Genomic DNA, 16,001 nt, shown 5'->3' with positions numbered 1-16,001 from the left:
GGCGGTCCCGGCGCCCTGTGGCGGGGGCCGTTGACCTTGTCCCTGGGGGAAGGCCCAGCATCGGCGGGGCCGGGCGAGGTGCCCGGTACGAGGAGGACGGCCGCCGTCCCCCGGTGGCGACGGCGCGTGGAGGAGCACCAAGTGGACGGGGCACACCGGAGGGACGGGGAGCTGCTGACGATCGGGGCGTTCGCACGGGCGTCCCGGCTCTCGCCGAAGGCACTGCGCCTGTACGACGAGCTCGGTCTGCTGACTCCCGTCCACGTCGACCCCTGCAGCGGCTACCGCCACTACGCCCCGGCCCAGCTGGAGCGCGCCCGGCTGGTCGCCTGGCTGCGCCGGCTCGGCATGCCGCTGGCCCGCATCCGCGAGGTGTGCGAGCTGGCGCCGGACGCCGCGGCCGGGGCGGTCGCCGCGTACTGGGCGCAGGTCGAGGCCGATGTCGCCGCCCGCCGGGACCTGGCCGCCTTCCTCGTGGACCAGCTGAAGCGGAAGGACACCACCATGGCCCGACCCCTGGACCCCGCGACCCCGTTGACGATGCGCTGCGCCGCCCTCACGGACCGAGGGCTGGTGCGCACCGCCCAACAGGACGCGGCCTACGCCGGCCCGCACCTGCTGGCGGTCGCCGACGGCTACGGCCCCCGTGGCGGACCGGCCGCCACCGCCGCCATCGAGGCGCTGAGGCCCCTGGCGGACCGGGATCTGACCGCCGCCGACCTGCTCACCGTCCTGGAGGAGGCGGCCCGGGACGCCCACCGTGCCGCGCCGACGGCCGACGAGGCGACCGGCAGCACCCTCACCGCGCTGCTGCGTTCCGGCGCCCGGCTGGCGCTGCTGCACATCGGGGACTCGCGGGCCTACGTCCTGCGGGACTCCGGGCTCGTCCGCCTCACCCACGACCACAGCCTGGTGCAGTCCCTCATCGACGAGGGCCGGCTCACGCCCGAGGAGGCGCCGTCGCATCCGCAACGCGCCCTGTTGCTGCGGTCCCTGGACGCCGGCGTCGACTTCGCCCCGGACCTCCAACTGCTCGACGCCCGGCCCGGCGAGCGCTATCTGCTCTGCACCGACGGCCTGACCGGCGTCGTCCCGCCCGAGGAGATCCGGGCGGCCCTCGCCGGCGCGGCCACCCCGCAGCAGGCGGTCGCCGAGCTGGTCCGCCGCGCCCACGAGGCCGGGGCGCCGGACAACGTGGGGTGCGTGGTGGCGGATGTGGTGACGGAGGGGGAGGGGGCATGAGGGACGCGGGCGCCGTGGGGGACGCGGGGGCGTAGCGGGGGGGTGCCCCTATGGGTTTCGTCAACCCGTGGGGGCTGGTTGGGGTTGGTAGAAGGTGCCGTCGCGGAGCATGGCGAAGAGCACGTCGGCTCGTCGTCTGGCGAGGCAGAGGAGGGCTTGGGTGTGGTGTTTTCCCTGGGCGATCTTCTTGTCGTAGTAGGCCCTGGAGACGGGGTCGGCCAGGGCGGCGAACGCGGAGAGGAAGAAGGCGCGTTTGAGCTGTTTGTTTCCTCTGCGCGATGGCTGTTCGCCGCGGATGGAGGACCCGGAACTGCGGGTTGCCGGGGCGAGGCCGGCGTAGGCGGCGAGGTGGGCGGCGCTGGGGAAGCTGCTGGCGTCGCCGATGTCGATGAGGATGCGTGCTCCGGTCCTGACGCCGATCCCCGGCATGGACGTCAGGACCTTGGAAAGAGGGTGAGCCTCCAGCAGTTCCTCGATCCTTGTGGCGAGGAGTTTGCGCTGGTCAAGTACCGACTGGAGCGAGCTGGCGAGGCTGGGGACGATCAATGCGGCCGCGGCCGTGCCTGGCACGACCACTGTCTGCTCGTCCAGGGCGGTGAAGATGTCATCGACGAGCCGTTCCGCCATCCGTGGTGCCTTTGGGCGGATCAGGTTCACCAGCCGACGCCGTCCGGCCTTGCGGACCTGGGCCGGCGAACCGCACTGGTCGAGCAGCTTGAGCACGGCTGGGTGCTGCATTCGCGGTCCCAGTACCCGTTCCAGCGACGGGTGGATCTGTGTCAGCAGTCCCCGCAGTCTGTTGCTGATGCGGGTGGCTTCGCCGGCCAGGTCGTCGTCGAAACCCACGATCATTTCCAGCTCGGCTACTGCCTCGTCGGCAAGCTCGACGGCCCGCAGAGTGTGCGGCATCGACCGGGCCGCGTCCGCGATGATGAAGGCGTCGCGGGCGTCGGTTTTGGCTTCACCGGGGTAGAGGTCGGCGATCCGCCGCATCGTCAGGCCCGGCAGGTAAGCCACGGGGCAGTCCATGTCGCGGGCCACGGCCAGCGGCAGGGCGCCGATGGAGGCGGGCTGGTCGACGACCACGAGCACGGTGCCGTGCTTGGCTTTCAGCTTGGCGAACACGTCGCGGAGCTTGGGTTCGCTGTTGGGCAGCCGCTTGTCGAAGGCCTTCCTTCCGGCCGGAGTGACGGCGGTGGCGTGGTGTTCGCTCTTGCCGACGTCCAGGCCGAGGAAGGCGCCGATCTCACTGACGTCGATCACGTGCGTCCTCTGGTCGTTCCCGCCCGGCCGTCCCACGGCACCGATCGCCACATCCACATTACGAAGAGCCTCCCGACCTGCGGACAAGCCGGTGGTCATGCCCCTAATCAGCGGTCTGTCGATGCCTCCGGAGCCGGTGACACCACCCCCCAGGCCATACGTTCGACAGGGGGAGAAAGTCATGCCAACTCCGAAGGCCGGGCGCCCCATTGCGGGGCCACCAAGAAGGTAATGGGGAGGACCTGGGGCCGTCCCCCAGGGGCAGTCGGGACTTCCGGCGCAGGCGCTAGCCGCGCGGCCGGCCGCCCCTGGTCGCGATCAGTGCCGCGCCGGCCGCGGCCAGGGCGGCGACCGCCAGGCCGAAGGTGGTGGCCGCCGCCGGCAGCCCGATGGCGTCGCTGAGGTAGCCGTCGGCGACGGGGAGGACGCCGGCGAGGAGGTAACCCCCGGCGTTCAGGGCCGCGTTGGCCTCCGCGCGGCGGGCCGCCGGGACCTCGCGGCTCAGCAGGGTCAGCCCGCCCAGCTGGCCGGCGCCCTGGCCCGCGCCGGCCAGCAGCACCGCGGCGACCAGCGGGACGAGCGTGGCGGTGTGGACGGCGGTGACCAGTGCCAGGGTGCCGGCGACGGTGGCAGCCCCGGAGACCAGCAGCACGGTGCGGACGGCCCGCCGCCGCAGCACGAACTGCACACCGGTGGCCGACAGGAACATCGCCAGCGCCATCCCGCCGGCCAGCGCCCGGTTCGTGGTCCCGAGCAGACCGGCCAGCAGCGACGGCCCGAGCGACAGTACGAACGAGGTGGCGCTGATGCCCGGGGCGAACGCGGCCAGCCCGAGGGCGAGATGACGCCGGTTGGCCCGGGGCACGGCCGGCAGCCGCACCCAGGAGCCGGCCGCGGCGGCGCCCGCCCCGCGCTCCCGCCGCGGCAGCGGCATCCTGGCCACCGCCACCACCGCCGTGATCAGCAGGGCGGCCTCCACGACGAAGACCGTCACGGTCGGCCCGGGCACGGTCTCCGACAGCACCCCGGCCAGCACGGGGCCGATCCCGGCGCCCAGGACCATCCCGGTGGACGCCAGCAGCGGCCCGATCCGCCGGTCGGCGGCGATGTCCGTCACCGCCGCCATCCCGGCCGACACCGCGACGCCCGTGGCCACGCCGGTCAGCAGGCGGGCGGCGACCAACGCGGCGACCGAGGGCGCGGTGGCGTAGACGAGGCAGGCGACGAGTCCCAGGAGCAGCGCCGGCACCAGGACCGGCTTCCGCCCGACGCGGTCCGAGGCGACCCCCGCCACCGGCAGCGCGCCCAGCAGTCCGACCATGTAGGCCGCGTAGATCAGCGTCAATGTGCCCGAGCTGAAGCCGAGTTGCCGCTGCCAGAGCGCGTACAGCGGCATCGCCGCGTTCGACAGGACGAAGAGGGCGACCACCGGCCAGGCGGCGAACCAGATCTCTCTGGTGGGCGGTGCGGGTGGTGCGGGCGGCATGTGGGGTGCGGGCGTCGGTGCCGTGCGGGTTCCGGCCGTGGGCGCTGCCGTACGGGTTCCGGGCATGGGTGTCCCCTCCTCATCCAGCAAGTACGAGATGATTCGCACAAGCGGTACGAGGAAATTCGTACAGGCAATTGCAGTACGATGCAAGTCGTACTAGGGGTGGGGCTACTGGGGCACTGGGGTAACTGGGGCCACCCGGGTCGCCGAGCGAGAGGAGTGTCGGGATGGGTGCGGGGCGGAGCGAGGGGAGCAAGGGGAGCAAGGGGAGCAAGGGGTTGGAGAGTCGGGCGGGCTCGAAGGCGGGTGCTGGGGTGAGCGCCGGGGTGAGCGCTGGGGCGCGGCTGGATCTCGCCGCGCTTCAGAGGCCCGTCCCCGCCGACGCGCCCGAGCCGCTGCCGGAGCCCGCGCGGGACGCCCTGCGGCTGGAGGTCGTCATGGGTGCGCTGAGTGACCCGCTGCGGATGGGGATCGTGCGCACCCTGTTGCTGGAGTCGGAGGCTTTCGACCACACCTGCGGCTGGTTCGGCCTGGACCGCCCCAAGTCCTCGCTCACCCACCACTTCCGGACCCTGCGCGAGGCCGGGCTGATCCGCCAGCGTCAGTACGGCCTGGAGCGCCGCAGTCACGTCCGTATCGAGGACCTGGAGACCCGGTTCCCCGGCCTGCTGGCCCTGGTCGCCGACTGGCGGGAGTGAGGGCGGGGAGGGGTGGATGTGTGGGGGCGTGAGGGCGCGGGGTGGAACCCTGAGGCGGGAGGCGGGTGACCCCTAGGGGGAGCGGGCGCCCCTCGCGGGATCCCTGCCCGGCGGGGCGGGTGATAACACCCGGGACCCGCCGGTCAGTTGACGGGCCGTCCGGACGGGCGAGGCGCCCCGTCCACCACCGCCCCGGTCGGCTACTGCCCTCCCCGGTCCGCCACCGCCCCCAGTGGGACGCCGCGCACCCAACGGCCAACGCGCCCCTACGGCCCGCCCCTAAGCCCGTCCCTTCAGCATCCCCTGGAAGTAGAGCTGCGGCAGGCCGTAGCGCTTGAGGAACCACATGTCGGTGCGCTCCCGGGTGGTGTCGATGAACGGGAACGAGGGAGTGGGGCGCAGGTCGTAGTCGAACTCGGCCAGCAGCATCTTGTGCCGGGCCGTGACGAGCGGGCAGGAGGTGTACCCGTCGTAGCGGGCGGTGGCCGGGCGCCCGCGGAGCCCCGCGAGGAGGTTGGCGACGAGCACCGGAGCCTGCTTGCGGACCGCCGCGCCGGTCTTGGACGTGGGGAGGTTGGCGACGTCCCCCAGGACGAACACCTCCGGGAAGTCCGGGTTCTGGAGCGTGTGCCGGTCCGCCTTGACGTACCCGTAGGGGGACTGGGGGTCGGCCAGCGGGCCGTCGGCGAGCCACTGGGGCGCGCGCTGCGGCGGTACCGCGTGCAGCAGGTCGTAGTGGACGGTCTCGGTGCGGCCGGTGGCGTGGTCGGTGAGCACGGCCGCGCGCTCCGCGCCGTCCACCCGGGTCAGCTCGCTCTGGAGGCGCACCTCGATGCCGTAGCGGCGCGCCGTCTGCTCCAGGGCCCGCGCGAAGACCGGCACCTTGAAGAGCGTGGGCTCGGGGAGGGCGAGGATGGTGCGGATGGTGCCCAGGACCCCGCGCTTGCGCCAGTGGTCCGCCGCCAGATACGCGATCTTCTGCGGCGCGCCACCGCACTTGACCGGCCCCGACGGCATGGTGAACACGGCCGTGCCGCGCCGCATCCGCCGGATCAACTCCCAGGTGTACGGGGCGAGATCGGCCCGGTAGTTGCTGCTCACCCCGTCGTGACCGACGGCCGACGCCAGCCCCGGCACGCCGTCCCAGTCGAGGCTCAGTCCGGGCGCCAGAACCAGTCGCCCGTAGGAGAACACCCGGCCCGTGGCGGTGGTGACCGTACGGGCCACCGGGTCGACGGCGGTGGCGCGCTCGCGCAGCCAGCGCACGCCGGGCGGGATGACCTCGGCCTCGGGGCGCAGCGCGGCCCGCAGCGGCGCCTGGCCGCCGCCGACGAGGGTCCACAGCGGCTGGTACCAGTGCGTCTCGGCGGGCTCCAGCAGGGCGATGTCCCGAAGGCCGGCACGTCGTAACCGGGCGGCGACCGTGATGCCCGCGGTACCGCCGCCGACGATCAGTATCTGGTGGTGGACGGGGGCGGACGCGGGCGCGGGCGCGGAGTCCGCGTCGGCTGCGGACCGGGTCATGTCTGTCTCCTGACTTCCGGACGGGTTATGGGTGTTGGGGGACGGGGACGGGGACGGGGACGGGGACGGGGACGGGGACGGGGACCGGGTTCGGGTCCCGGGGGAATTCCGGGGTGGATCCGGGCTGTCGGCCGTGCTGTCGGCTGTTCGGGCGCGCTCCGCCGCACCTGTCGGTGCGGCCCGGCGGCACCCCGCGGCGGTCTGTCGGTGTTCCGGCGCTCCCATCGCTAGAGATCGGTCAGTGAGGCGGCCGCCATGGCCAGGGCCAGGACGGTGACGAGGGCGGCGAAGGACGTCGTGAGGGTCCGCGGGCGCAGCCGGCCGGCGAGGCGGTTGCCGAGGTGGCTGCCGGCCGCGGCGCAGGCCGCGAGGGTGGCCAGCAGGGGCCAGTCCAGCGACCCGGTACCGGCCCGAGTCGCCAGCGCGGCCCCGGAGTTGATCAGTATCACCAGCAACGAGGTGCCGACCGCGACCGGCATCTCCAGTCCCAGGACGAGGGTGAGGGCCGGCACGACGACGAAGCCGCCGCCCACCCCGAAGAACCCGGTGAGCAGCCCGACGGACGAGGCGGTCACGGCGGTACGCAGCGGCCGCGGGCGCCGGGACCGGGGCTGAAGCCGAGGCCGGGACTGCTGGGGCAGCTGAGCCCGCAGCCCGCCAACCCACCCCCCTAAGGACTTGCACGCCATGCGCCCTAAGACGCCCCCTAAGACGCCCCCTAAGGCCCCCACCCGCCACCGCCCCGCCCCCGTCAACCGCCCTTCCCCTTTCCCTTCCCCCTCCACGGCGCCGCCCGCGGCCCCCTCGCTCCCTCGGGCGCCGCGCACCACCATCCCCACCGCCACCACCAGCATCAACCCCGAGAACGCCACCATCAGCACCCCCGAGTCCAGGGACGCGCTCCAGCGGGAGCCGGCGAAGCTGCCGGCCGTCCCCAGGGCGCCGAACGCCGTGCCCGCGGCCCACCGGACCCGGCCCGCGCGGGCGTGGCAGACCAGTCCGCTGACCGCGCCGACCGCGACCACCACCAGGGCCCCGGCCGTCGCCGCGTGCGGTGACTGGCCCAGCAGATAGACCAGGGCCGGCACTGCCAGCACCGAACCGCCACCGCCCAGCGCACCGAGCAGCAGACCGATCAGCAGCCCGCAGGGCACCGCCGTCGCGGCTATGAGAACGGACACGGCGGCCGGCTACGCGGACGGCGCCGCGGCGCGCGGCGCGAGCGCGACCGCCCGGCTGGCGTCGGACCACTCGGCGACGAACGTGAAGCGGTCGCCGCGGACCACCGTCTCGCGCCACTCCACCACCCGCTCCCCGGCCCGCCCGACCCGTTCGATGGCGAACGCCGCCTCCCGGTCGGCCAGCCCGAGCAGCCACGCCTGCCGGATGTCCGGCAGGAACGGGGCGATCCGCTCCCGCCCCCCGGTGACCCGTACGCCGCAGCGCCGGGCCAGCTCGCCGTAGAGCGAGGTGTGCCCGAAGTCGCCCTCCAGCAGGGGCTCGGCGAGATCGGCCGGGAGGTAGGCGGTGTCGTGCGCGAGCGGTTCGCCGTCCGCGAGCCGCAGCCGCTCCAACACGACCAGCGGCGCGTCCGGGACCAGCCCCAGGTGGCCGGCGACCGTCGCGTCCGCGGTCCGCTCCAGCCGCAGCACCTCACTGCGCTGCTCCACGCCCTGGGCCTCCAGATCGCGGAAGAGGCTGTAGAGGGAGCCGAGCGGCTGCTGTATGCGACGGGTGTCGAGGCGGCTGGCGCGGCCGCGTTCGGCGATCACCAGGCCGTCGGCGCGCAGCTTGCGCAGCGCCTCCCGGACGGTGTGCCGGCTGACCTCGTACTCGCCGGTGAGCCGGTGCTCGGCCGGGAACTCCTCGGTGAAAGCACCGGCGTCCACCCGGCGGCGCAGATCGTCCAGGAGCTGCGCCCAGAGGGGCAGCGGAGAACCGCGGTCCAACGGGCGGGGCCCGTAAGGGGCGTGTCCGCCGGCACCGGCCTGCGGATCCGGTCGGCGGTGCGCGCCCGGGTGTTCGGGCTGGGGCGGCGTCATCTCGGTCCGGTCCTCTCGTTCCGTCGTCCGGCCGACGGGGGAGGGCCTCGGCTTGTCCCCCGCCAACCGGGTACTAATGTACGTACATCCGTGCATCCGCACAACGGAGCGGCATACACGGTGCATTCAGCCGCCCACGCGGCCGGCCCGAGCGGGCCGACCGCCGCGCCCGGGCGCCGCACCCCTGGAGGCCCGACCGTGCACTTCGCGCAGTACTACCTCGACTGCCTGTCCCAGGCGTCCTACCTGATCGGGGATCAGAACACCGGGCGCGCCGTCCTCGTGGACCCGCGCCGCGACATCGACGAGTACCTGGCCGACGCCGAGGCGGCCGGCCTGCGCATCGAACTCGTCGTCGAGACCCACATCCACGCCGACTTCCTCTCGGGGCATCTGGAGGCGGCCCGGGCGACCGGTGCCGAGATCGCCTTCGGCGCGGCCGCCGAAACTGGCTTCCCCATACGGCGGTTACACGACGGCGAACGCATCTTCCTGGGCCCCGAGCCGCAGGCCCGCCCCGGGACGGGACCCGGCTCGGACCCTGCTCCGCGATCCGGCGTGACCCTCACCGTCCTCGCCACCCCCGGCCACACCCTGGAATCCATCTGCCTGGTGGTCCGGGAAAACCCCGACGACGACGTTCCGTTCGGCGTGCTGACCGGTGACACCCTCTTCATCGGCGACGTCGGCCGCCCCGACCTGCTGTCCGCCGCGGGGCACTCCCCGCAGGACATGGCCGCCCGTCTCCACCGCTCCCTGCACACCAAACTGCTGCCCCTCCCGGACGCGACCCGGATCTTCCCCGCGCACGGCGCCGGCTCGGCCTGCGGCCGCAGCATCTCCACCGAGACCAGCTCCACCCTCGGCGACCAGCGTCGCCTCAACTACGCCCTCCAGCCCATGACGCAGGACGCCTTCGTCCGGCTGGTCACCGCCGAACAGCCCGCCACCCCGGGCTACTTCGCGCACGACGTGGCCCTCAACCGCGACGGCCACCCCCTACGGGACCCGGCCCCGCCCGCCCCGCTCACCCTGGACGAGGCGCTCACCGCCCGCGCCACACAGGGCGCCGCACTGCTCGACTGCCGCCCGGCCGCCGAGTACATCCGCGCCCACCTCGCCGGTTCCCTGCACTCGAGCCTGGACACCCGGTTCGCGGAGTACGCGGGCAGTGTGGTGGCGCCCGGTACCCCGCTCGTCCTCCTCGCCGCCCCGGGGAAGGAGGACGAGGCCCGCCTCCGCCTCGCCCGCATCGGCTACGACCGGGTCCTCGGCCACCTGCCCGACCCGGCCGGCGTACTGGCGGCCGCCCCCGAACTCACCCGCCGCAGCAACCGCCTCCGCATGGCCGACCTGCTCGACCGGCTGCCCCTGGACCCCGAGGACGGCCCCCAGCTGGTCGACGTACGCAACCCGGCCGAGTACGCCGCGGGCGCCCTGCCCGGCGCCCGCAACATCCCGCTGGCCGCCCTCGCCGACCGGCTCGACGAACTGGACCCGGCGCGCCCGGTCATCCTCTACTGCCGCAGCGGCAACCGTTCGCTGATCGCGGCCGCACTTCTGGAGGCCCACGGCTTCATCGACGTCAGCGACGTCTCGGGCGGCTACACCGAGGCGGCCGCCCTCGTCTGACCTCAGGGGAGGGCCGGCGGCGAACCCCCGCTCCACCACCCGGCCCTCCCCACCTCACCCGTCACTCACCTCTCGCTCGTCCCACTCCGCCCCTGTCCCACCTCCCTCGACGTATCCCGCGCACCGCCACCAGCACCACCGGAACCGCCCCCACCGAACACCCCACCGCCGGCACCACCAGCGACGGCAACGACGCCAGCGACGGCAACGGCAATGGCGACGACGCCATCGACGACGACGCCATCGACGACGACGAATACGAGGACACCGCCCCGCCACCTGAGGACACCGCCCCACCGCCCCCCGATCCCGTAAGGGCCAACCCCAGCCCCGCCGTGACCGTCAGAACCGCCTTCGTGACGCCCGAAGCCTCCCCGGCCCGTTCCCGACGCACAACGGCCTGCGTCCCCGTAAGGGCCAGCCCGCCCGCGACGCCCAGTGCCGCCGCGGCCCCCGTCGAGGCCACCAGCAGCCCGAGCGCCCCCGTGGGCGTCCCCGCAAGGCCCCTGGTGGCCCAGAGCGCGCCACCGGCGACCGCCAGACACAGCGCCATCACCGGCACCGCCGCCCCGGGCCGCACCCGTCCGGCCACCGGACCTCCGACCGCCAGCGCGACGGCCGGTGCGAGAAACGCCAGCCCCGCCTCCCACACCGTCCACCCGAGCCCCTGTTGGAGCGTCAGCGGGACCACGTACAGCAGCGCCACCGTCGCCGCGTTGGCCACCGCCCCGGCCGCGGTCAGCGTCACATACGGCAGGTTCCGGAACAGTGCGAGGTCCACCAGCGGCGCCGGCGCCCGCCGCTCGGCCCGTACGAACAACGCGCCCGGCAACACCGCGCCCACCGCCCAGCCCCAGGCACCGACATGTTCCAGCCACCCTGCGAGGCACACCAGCGCGCCGGTCGCGGTCACCGCCCCGGCCACGTCGAGGGGATGCTCCGCGGCGGCCGGGTCGCGGGACTCGTCCGCCCGGCGGGCGCACCACACCGTTGCCGCGGCGAACGGCACCGTCAGCCAGAACACCGCCCGCCAGGAAGCCGATTGGGCCAGCGCCCCGCCGAGGAACGGACCGCAGACGGTGGCCAACCCGGCCAGCCCCAGGGCACGCCCGGTCGCCCGGTGCGCCCCACCCGGCGGGCAGGCATTGGTGAGCAGCGCCAACCCGGCGGGCATGATCAGCGCACCGCCCGCGCCCTGCGCCACCCGCGCCGCCACCAGGAAAGGCAACGACGGCGCCAGCGCGCACAGCACGGCGCTCACCCCGAACACCACCGCCCCGACCACCAGCATCCGCCGCCGCCCCCAGAGGTCGGCCAGCCGCCCGGCCACCGGCATCAACGCCCCGGCGGCGAGCAGATAGCCACCGACCACCCACGGCACCGCGCCCGGCGGCCCGGCCAACTCGGCCCGTACGACCGGCAGCACCGCGTTCAACGCGAACGAGTCCAACTGGACGCAGAACGCCCCGGCGGCCAACGCCCACCGCGCCCAACGCCCTCGCCGCGCAGGCCCGTTCCCTGCACCCACGGCCGTGATCACATCAACTCGCCCCTCTTTCAGACACGCACACACGCAAACGGAAGCCACTGGCGGAAGCCACTGAAGGAAGAAGTAGGAAGTAATGAGGGAGAGAGGGAGGGATGAAGCGCACCGGACCGGGGCAGGAAGAGACGAGAACGTTTCGCGCTGCCGTGCGGGGTGCGAGAAGAGGCCGGCGCCGACCTCGTGGAGCCGCGTACGGCGCCGAGCGGGCCGTAAAGCGGACGTTCAGCGATCGTTGATCGCCGATCTCCATGCTGAAGCGCATGTTGCGCCGTGTGATCTCAGAGCATGCAGATGACGCCCGGGAAGTGCAAGGGCCCGAAGCGTCGCAGATCGCCCTTACGTGGAACGGAGAACCGGGTCGCGTGGAGGAGCTGACGCACGGCGCACTCCTGCACCAGGCCGAACGGGCCGCCGCCACGCTCGCCCGTCTCGGGGTGCGCGCGGGGGACCGGGTCGCGGTGCACCTGCCGCTGGTGCCCGAGTCGGTGATCGCCACACTCGCCTGCGGCCGGCTGGACGCGATACGGACCACGCTGCCGGTCTCGCTGACCGTGCCCGAACTGGCCGCGCGCCTGGGGGAGTCGAGGACCGGCGTGCTGATCACGGCGGACGCGGCGTTCTGGGACGGGTCCGTGCGGCCAGTGAAGCCGGTACTGGACCACGCGCTGGCGCGGAGCGCCGCCAACGGCTCCGGCCGCCTGCCACACACCGTCCTGGTGGTGAACCGCTGCTCCCGGCCCGTCTCCTGGAAGCCCGGCCGCGACAAATGGTGGCACGAGGCCCTGGCCGAGAACTGACCGACCCAGGGCCTGGCCACGGCGCGTCCCGGCCACGGCGAAGACGCCCCGTAGCGAGGACACGGCCCACTATGAGGACACGGCCCACTACGAGGTCCGCCCACGGCCGGCACCGATCACCGCCTGGACCGACCGACGCGAGGACCGGCCGCCGCGAGGACGGGCCACGGCGAGGTCCGCCCACTACGGGGCCGATCACCGCCTACAAGCGCCGATCACCGCCAGCGCCGATCACCGCCAGGGTCGCCCACCGCGAGGGCCGACCACCTACAAGGGCCGGCCGCCTCCCGCACTGCTCCACCACCTCCACCACCCCGATGGCGCAGCCGACGGGCCATGCCCCACAGACGCTCCTAGCGTGGGAATTCCCGCCCCCGCACGGAAGCCCGGTAGCCATGCCGCACCGCACGACCCGTGGGCACTCCCCCCACCCCCACCCCCTCCCTGGTTCCGAACGCGACCGGCCGCTCGGCCGCGGGCGCGGCCGCGGCGACCACGGACCTCCCACCCGCCCGCACGGCACCCACCGCCCCCACCCCACCCCCACCCATGAATCCGCCATGTGGAACCCCTAGGGCGCTTCTGACGGGTCGGCGTGGGTCCCAGCCCCACTCCCGGCCGACCGTCCCCGTCCGCCCCCAGCGGTCCTCGGCCGACTCCCCGTACCGCTCCCCCGTACCCTGAAGACGTGAGCACCGAGTCCCAGCCGCAGTCCCAGACCCAGCCGCCCGCCCGGGCCGGTCAGGACACCCCCGCTCCGGAGGCGACGAACACCGCCCCCGACAGCGTGGACACGACCCCGGCCGCCGAGGCCGCCGCGGCGGCACCCGCCCCCACCGCGTCCCCCGCCCCCAAAAGCGTCGGCGGGAAGGCCGCGGCCCTGATCTTCGACGATCCGCTGAGCCGACGGTCCTCGGACGACACCGATCGCGGCTGGGGCGAGCGCCCCACCGCCTCGGGCAGTGCCGCCGACCTCGCCCGCTTCCTCGACGAAAAACCGCCCCACCACCTCTGAGCGAGGCGACGGGGCGGCGTGGGCCGACCATGGTGCCCGCTACTTCTGGGTCTTCTGCGCGATGATCGCCGCGGCGGCTGCCTCCGGAACTGCGGAGTTGCCGTTGCGCTGGGCGATCAGGGCATCGCGGATCTCGGTGAGCAGTTCGATCTCGGTCGGGCCCGCCGGAGTCGCGTCGACCGGCTTCTTCGCGTCCTGCCGGGCCTTCCACCTGTTCATCGGCAGGATCATGAGGAAGTAGACGACGGCCGCGGTGATCAGGAACGTCAGCGCCGCGCTGAGCACCGAGCCCCACAGGACGTAGATCCCGTCCACGTACTGGCCGGTCTTCTTGTCCACCGCGCACGTGGCGGTGAGGCAGGTCTGGTAGTTGTCGAGGTTCTTCGAGCCGAAGGCACCGACGATCGGGTTGATGAAGCCCTTCACGACCGCATTGACGATGTTCGTGAACGCCGCGCCGACGACGACCGCCACCGCGAGTTCGATGACGTTGCCGCGCATCAGGAATTCCTTGAATCCCTGGAGGACGCTCTTGTGCTCGCTCACCTGACAGCCTCTTTCCACGCTTGCTCCGGACGGTGCACCGACGATCAGCACCGCAACTTACGGCAGGGCGGGGCAGCGGTGTCCAATTGCGCCACACGAACCGGCGAGCGACCGGTGCACCCGTGCGGATACCGGTGCGGAGACCCGTACGGAGGCGGCGGACCCCGGGGACCGGGCCGTGCCGAGGCCGGCTCGCAGGAGGCGGAGGGGTGGCCGGACGGGAGCGGGGAGCCGCGGGGGAGCGGCGGATCCGTCCGCTCGGCAGGGCCCTCGCGGCGGCGATTGGTGCGGCGGTGCCGATAGCGGCATCGGTATCGGTGGTGCGGGCGCGCCCTCGTAACGGGCGCGCGGCAGGTGCCCCGCCACTCGGAGAAGTCTCGCGTCCCCGGACGGTGGACGCCACTCGATCTTGGCGCGGCCCCGGCACCGTCACCACCCCCGGCAGGGTGCGGCGGCGGGGCAGGTGGCGGGGGCGGACGCGGTGCGGACCGGGTGGTGCGACAGGCCGGTGGCCAGTGCTGCGGCGGTCGCGGCCAGGGCGGCGGCGAGCAGACGCCGGCTTGCCGGCCCGCGCCATCGGGCACGGATGCCGCCCACGCGGACCGGGGCGAAGTGCGGCACTTCACACCGCGGGGGAGTGGGCAGGGGCGGGGTCGGAGTGGGCGCGGACATGGTCATCACCGCCTGGGGTTGGGGTGCAAAAGCGGGCCCGCCGTTCGGACCCGGCGATCACCACCGTGCCGCAATCCGCCGCGGCCCGCTCCGGCCTGTGGACGGCCCCGCGGTTGTGGACAACTCCGTCACCCGTCAGTGGGAACCCGGCCCGCCCCACGCCCGAGAGCTGCCCCTAAGGCAGTTCGATCCCCAGGTCCCACCCCTGGTGCGCGTCCGTGCACGGGCAGGCCCGGTCGGCGGTGGCGGGCAGTGCGGCGACGGTGTCGAAGAGCACCTCGCGCAGCCGGCCGATGTTCTCGCCGAAGACCTTGAGGACCTCCTCGTGGGAGACGCCGTCGCCGGCCTCGGCGCCCGCGTCCAGGTCCGTGACCAGTGTGACCGAGGTGTAGCAGAGGCTCAGCTCGCGAGCCAGGACGGCTTCGGGATGGCCGGTCATGCCCACCACCGACCAGCCCTGGGCGGCGTGCCAGCGCGACTCGGCCCGGGTGGAGAACCGCGGCCCCTCGATCACCACGAGGGTGCCGCCGTCGACCGGCTCCCAGTCGCGGCCGCGCGCGGCCCCGAGTGCGGCCCGGCGGCCGGCGGGGCAGTAGGGGTCGGCGAAGGTGAGGTGGACGACGTTGGGCACACTGCCGTCCGGGAGCGGCTCGCCGTCGAAGTACGTCTGGACGCGGGCCTTGGTGCGGTCCACGAGCTGGTCGGGGACGAGCAGCGTGCCGGGGCCGTACTCGGGTCGCAGGCCGCCGACCGCGCACGGGCCAAGGACCTGGCGGACGCCGAGGGAGCGCAGCGCCCAGAGGTTGGCGCGGTAGTTGATGCGGTGCGGCGGGAGGTGGTGGCCGCGGCCGTGCCGGGGCAGGAACGCGACCGAACGGCCGGCGATCTCGCCGAGGAAGAGGGAGTCGCTGGGGCGCCCGTAGGGGGTGTCCACAGTGATCTCGGTCACGTCGTCCAGGAAGGAGTAGAACCCGGACCCGCCGATAACGCCAATCTCCGCGTCAGCCATGCGGTCACACTATCGGGGCACGGCGGCGCCCCATAGGCCGGTCGTCGAACGGGCCGGTCCGGGAAACGCGGCGGGCCCCGCCGCTCCCTGGTGGGGGAGTGGCGGGGCCCGGAGGTCCGTTCGCCGGCTTCGGTGTACGAGCCGGGCCGTTGCCGCGGGTCAGGCGGCGGAGCCGGCGCCCGCGGAGGCCGTGGACTTGCTGTCCGAGGACGAGGAGGACTTCGAAGAAGACGAAGACGAGGAGTCCGACGAGGTCGTCGAGGACGACGACGAGGTCGAGCCGCTCGACGAAGAGGAGGAGCCGCCGGCCGGGCTGCTGCTGGACGACGAGCCGCGGCTGTCGTTGCGGTAGAAGCCGGAGCCCTTGAAGACGATGCCGACCGCCGAGAACACCTTCTTGAGGCGTCCGCTGCAGCTGGGGCACTCGGTGAGCGCGTCGTCGGTGAACTTCTGCACGGCCTCAAGGCCCTCGCCGCACGCGGTGCACTGGTACTGGTAGGTCGGCACTTGACTTCCTCCTGGCACT

General features: G+C 73.7%; 15 protein-coding genes. 5 read left to right on the top strand and 10 right to left on the bottom strand.

The window, feature by feature from the left end; all coding sequences use genetic code 11:
• Nucleotides 1-141 precede the first annotated feature (141 nt).
• Entirely contained in the window at nt 142-1,242 is a 1,101-nt protein-coding gene (locus K2224_RS03755) for a MerR family transcriptional regulator (RefSeq protein WP_221905242.1), read from the top strand.
• A gap of 60 nt (nt 1,243-1,302) precedes the next feature.
• On the opposite strand, the gene K2224_RS03750 is transcribed toward K2224_RS03755, so the two are convergent.
• Nucleotides 1,303-2,505 (bottom strand): IS110 family transposase, encoded by a 1,203-nt coding sequence (locus K2224_RS03750; RefSeq protein WP_221909414.1) that lies wholly within the window; start codon nt 2,503-2,505, stop codon nt 1,303-1,305.
• 286 nt (nt 2,506-2,791) lie between these two features.
• Nucleotides 2,792-3,991, bottom strand: coding sequence for an MFS transporter (locus K2224_RS03745; RefSeq protein WP_260693404.1), 1,200 nt, complete (start codon nt 3,989-3,991; stop codon nt 2,792-2,794).
• Between the two features lie 329 nt (nt 3,992-4,320).
• On the opposite strand from K2224_RS03745, the gene K2224_RS03740 reads away from it, so the two are divergent.
• Entirely contained in the window at nt 4,321-4,692 is a 372-nt protein-coding gene (locus K2224_RS03740; RefSeq protein WP_260692325.1) for a helix-turn-helix transcriptional regulator, read from the top strand.
• A 279-nt stretch (nt 4,693-4,971) separates the two neighbouring features.
• Here K2224_RS03740 and K2224_RS03735 read toward each other — a convergent pair whose 3' ends face one another.
• From K2224_RS03735 to K2224_RS03725, 3 genes are all read right to left on the bottom strand, one after another.
• Nucleotides 4,972-6,216, bottom strand: a complete 1,245-nt coding sequence (locus K2224_RS03735) for an FAD/NAD(P)-binding oxidoreductase (protein ID WP_221905239.1) — start codon at nt 6,214-6,216, stop codon at nt 4,972-4,974.
• 227 nt (nt 6,217-6,443) lie between these two features.
• A complete protein-coding gene (locus K2224_RS03730; RefSeq protein ID WP_260692324.1) occupies nt 6,444-7,397 on the bottom strand; it encodes a sulfite exporter TauE/SafE family protein in 954 nt (317 codons plus the stop codon).
• A gap of 9 nt (nt 7,398-7,406) precedes the next feature.
• Nucleotides 7,407-8,258 carry a GntR family transcriptional regulator gene (locus tag K2224_RS03725; RefSeq protein WP_221905238.1) on the bottom strand — a complete coding sequence of 284 codons (852 nt, stop codon included), beginning with the start codon at nt 8,256-8,258 and terminating at the stop codon, nt 7,407-7,409.
• 198 nt (nt 8,259-8,456) lie between these two features.
• Here K2224_RS03725 and K2224_RS03720 point away from each other — a divergent pair, with 198 nt between their 5' ends.
• Complete coding sequence (locus tag K2224_RS03720) at nt 8,457-9,890, top strand: MBL fold metallo-hydrolase (RefSeq protein ID WP_221905237.1); 1,434 nt, start codon at nt 8,457-8,459, stop codon at nt 9,888-9,890.
• Between the two features lie 61 nt (nt 9,891-9,951).
• Here the strand turns inward: K2224_RS03720 and K2224_RS03715 are convergent, their stop codons facing one another.
• Nucleotides 9,952-11,367 carry an MFS transporter gene (locus tag K2224_RS03715; RefSeq protein WP_221905236.1) on the bottom strand — a complete coding sequence of 472 codons (1,416 nt, stop codon included), beginning with the start codon at nt 11,365-11,367 and terminating at the stop codon, nt 9,952-9,954.
• Nucleotides 11,368-11,741: 374 nt separating this feature from the next.
• On the opposite strand from K2224_RS03715, the gene K2224_RS03710 reads away from it, so the two are divergent.
• Together K2224_RS03710 and K2224_RS03705 are read left to right on the top strand one after the other, a co-directional pair.
• The gene (locus K2224_RS03710; protein ID WP_221909412.1) at nt 11,742-12,233 is read left to right on the top strand and encodes an AMP-binding protein; all 492 of its coding nucleotides are present in this window, start codon (nt 11,742-11,744) and stop codon (nt 12,231-12,233) included.
• A 688-nt stretch (nt 12,234-12,921) separates the two neighbouring features.
• Entirely contained in the window at nt 12,922-13,248 is a 327-nt protein-coding gene (locus K2224_RS03705) for a hypothetical protein (RefSeq protein WP_398194311.1), read from the top strand.
• A 39-nt stretch (nt 13,249-13,287) separates the two neighbouring features.
• Here the strand turns inward: K2224_RS03705 and mscL are convergent, their stop codons facing one another.
• The 4 genes from mscL to K2224_RS03685 form a co-directional block, all read right to left on the bottom strand.
• On the bottom strand, nt 13,288-13,794 hold the full coding sequence (gene mscL / locus K2224_RS03700; RefSeq protein ID WP_221905235.1) for a large conductance mechanosensitive channel protein MscL: 507 nt from the start codon (nt 13,792-13,794) through the stop codon (nt 13,288-13,290).
• A 429-nt stretch (nt 13,795-14,223) separates the two neighbouring features.
• Nucleotides 14,224-14,466 (bottom strand): hypothetical protein, encoded by a 243-nt coding sequence (locus K2224_RS03695; RefSeq protein ID WP_221905234.1) that lies wholly within the window; start codon nt 14,464-14,466, stop codon nt 14,224-14,226.
• A 175-nt stretch (nt 14,467-14,641) separates the two neighbouring features.
• Entirely contained in the window at nt 14,642-15,475 is an 834-nt protein-coding gene (locus K2224_RS03690; protein ID WP_221905233.1) for an S-methyl-5'-thioadenosine phosphorylase, read from the bottom strand.
• A 159-nt stretch (nt 15,476-15,634) separates the two neighbouring features.
• Nucleotides 15,635-15,982 (bottom strand): FmdB family zinc ribbon protein, encoded by a 348-nt coding sequence (locus tag K2224_RS03685; RefSeq protein ID WP_221905232.1) that lies wholly within the window; start codon nt 15,980-15,982, stop codon nt 15,635-15,637.
• Nucleotides 15,983-16,001: the final 19 nt, after the last annotated feature.

The sequence above is a fragment of the Streptomyces sp. BHT-5-2 genome, from assembly GCF_019774615.1.
Classification (GTDB): Bacteria; Actinomycetota; Actinomycetes; order Streptomycetales; family Streptomycetaceae; genus Streptomyces.
This window is presented reverse-complemented; position numbering and strand designations above follow the sequence as displayed.

Excerpts from the sequence above, each read along its gene's own strand:
- K2224_RS03745 (WP_260693404.1), bottom strand. The coding sequence starts at position 3,991 with ATGCCGCCCGCACCACCCGCACCGCCCACCAGAGAGATCTGGTTCGCC.
- K2224_RS03735 (WP_221905239.1), bottom strand. The coding sequence starts at position 6,216 with ATGACCCGGTCCGCAGCCGACGCGGACTCCGCGCCCGCGCCCGCGTCC.
- K2224_RS03725 (WP_221905238.1), bottom strand. The coding sequence starts at position 8,258 with ATGACGCCGCCCCAGCCCGAACACCCGGGCGCGCACCGCCGACCGGAT.
- K2224_RS03695 (WP_221905234.1), bottom strand. The coding sequence starts at position 14,466 with ATGTCCGCGCCCACTCCGACCCCGCCCCTGCCCACTCCCCCGCGGTGT.
- K2224_RS03690 (WP_221905233.1), bottom strand. The coding sequence starts at position 15,475 with ATGGCTGACGCGGAGATTGGCGTTATCGGCGGGTCCGGGTTCTACTCC.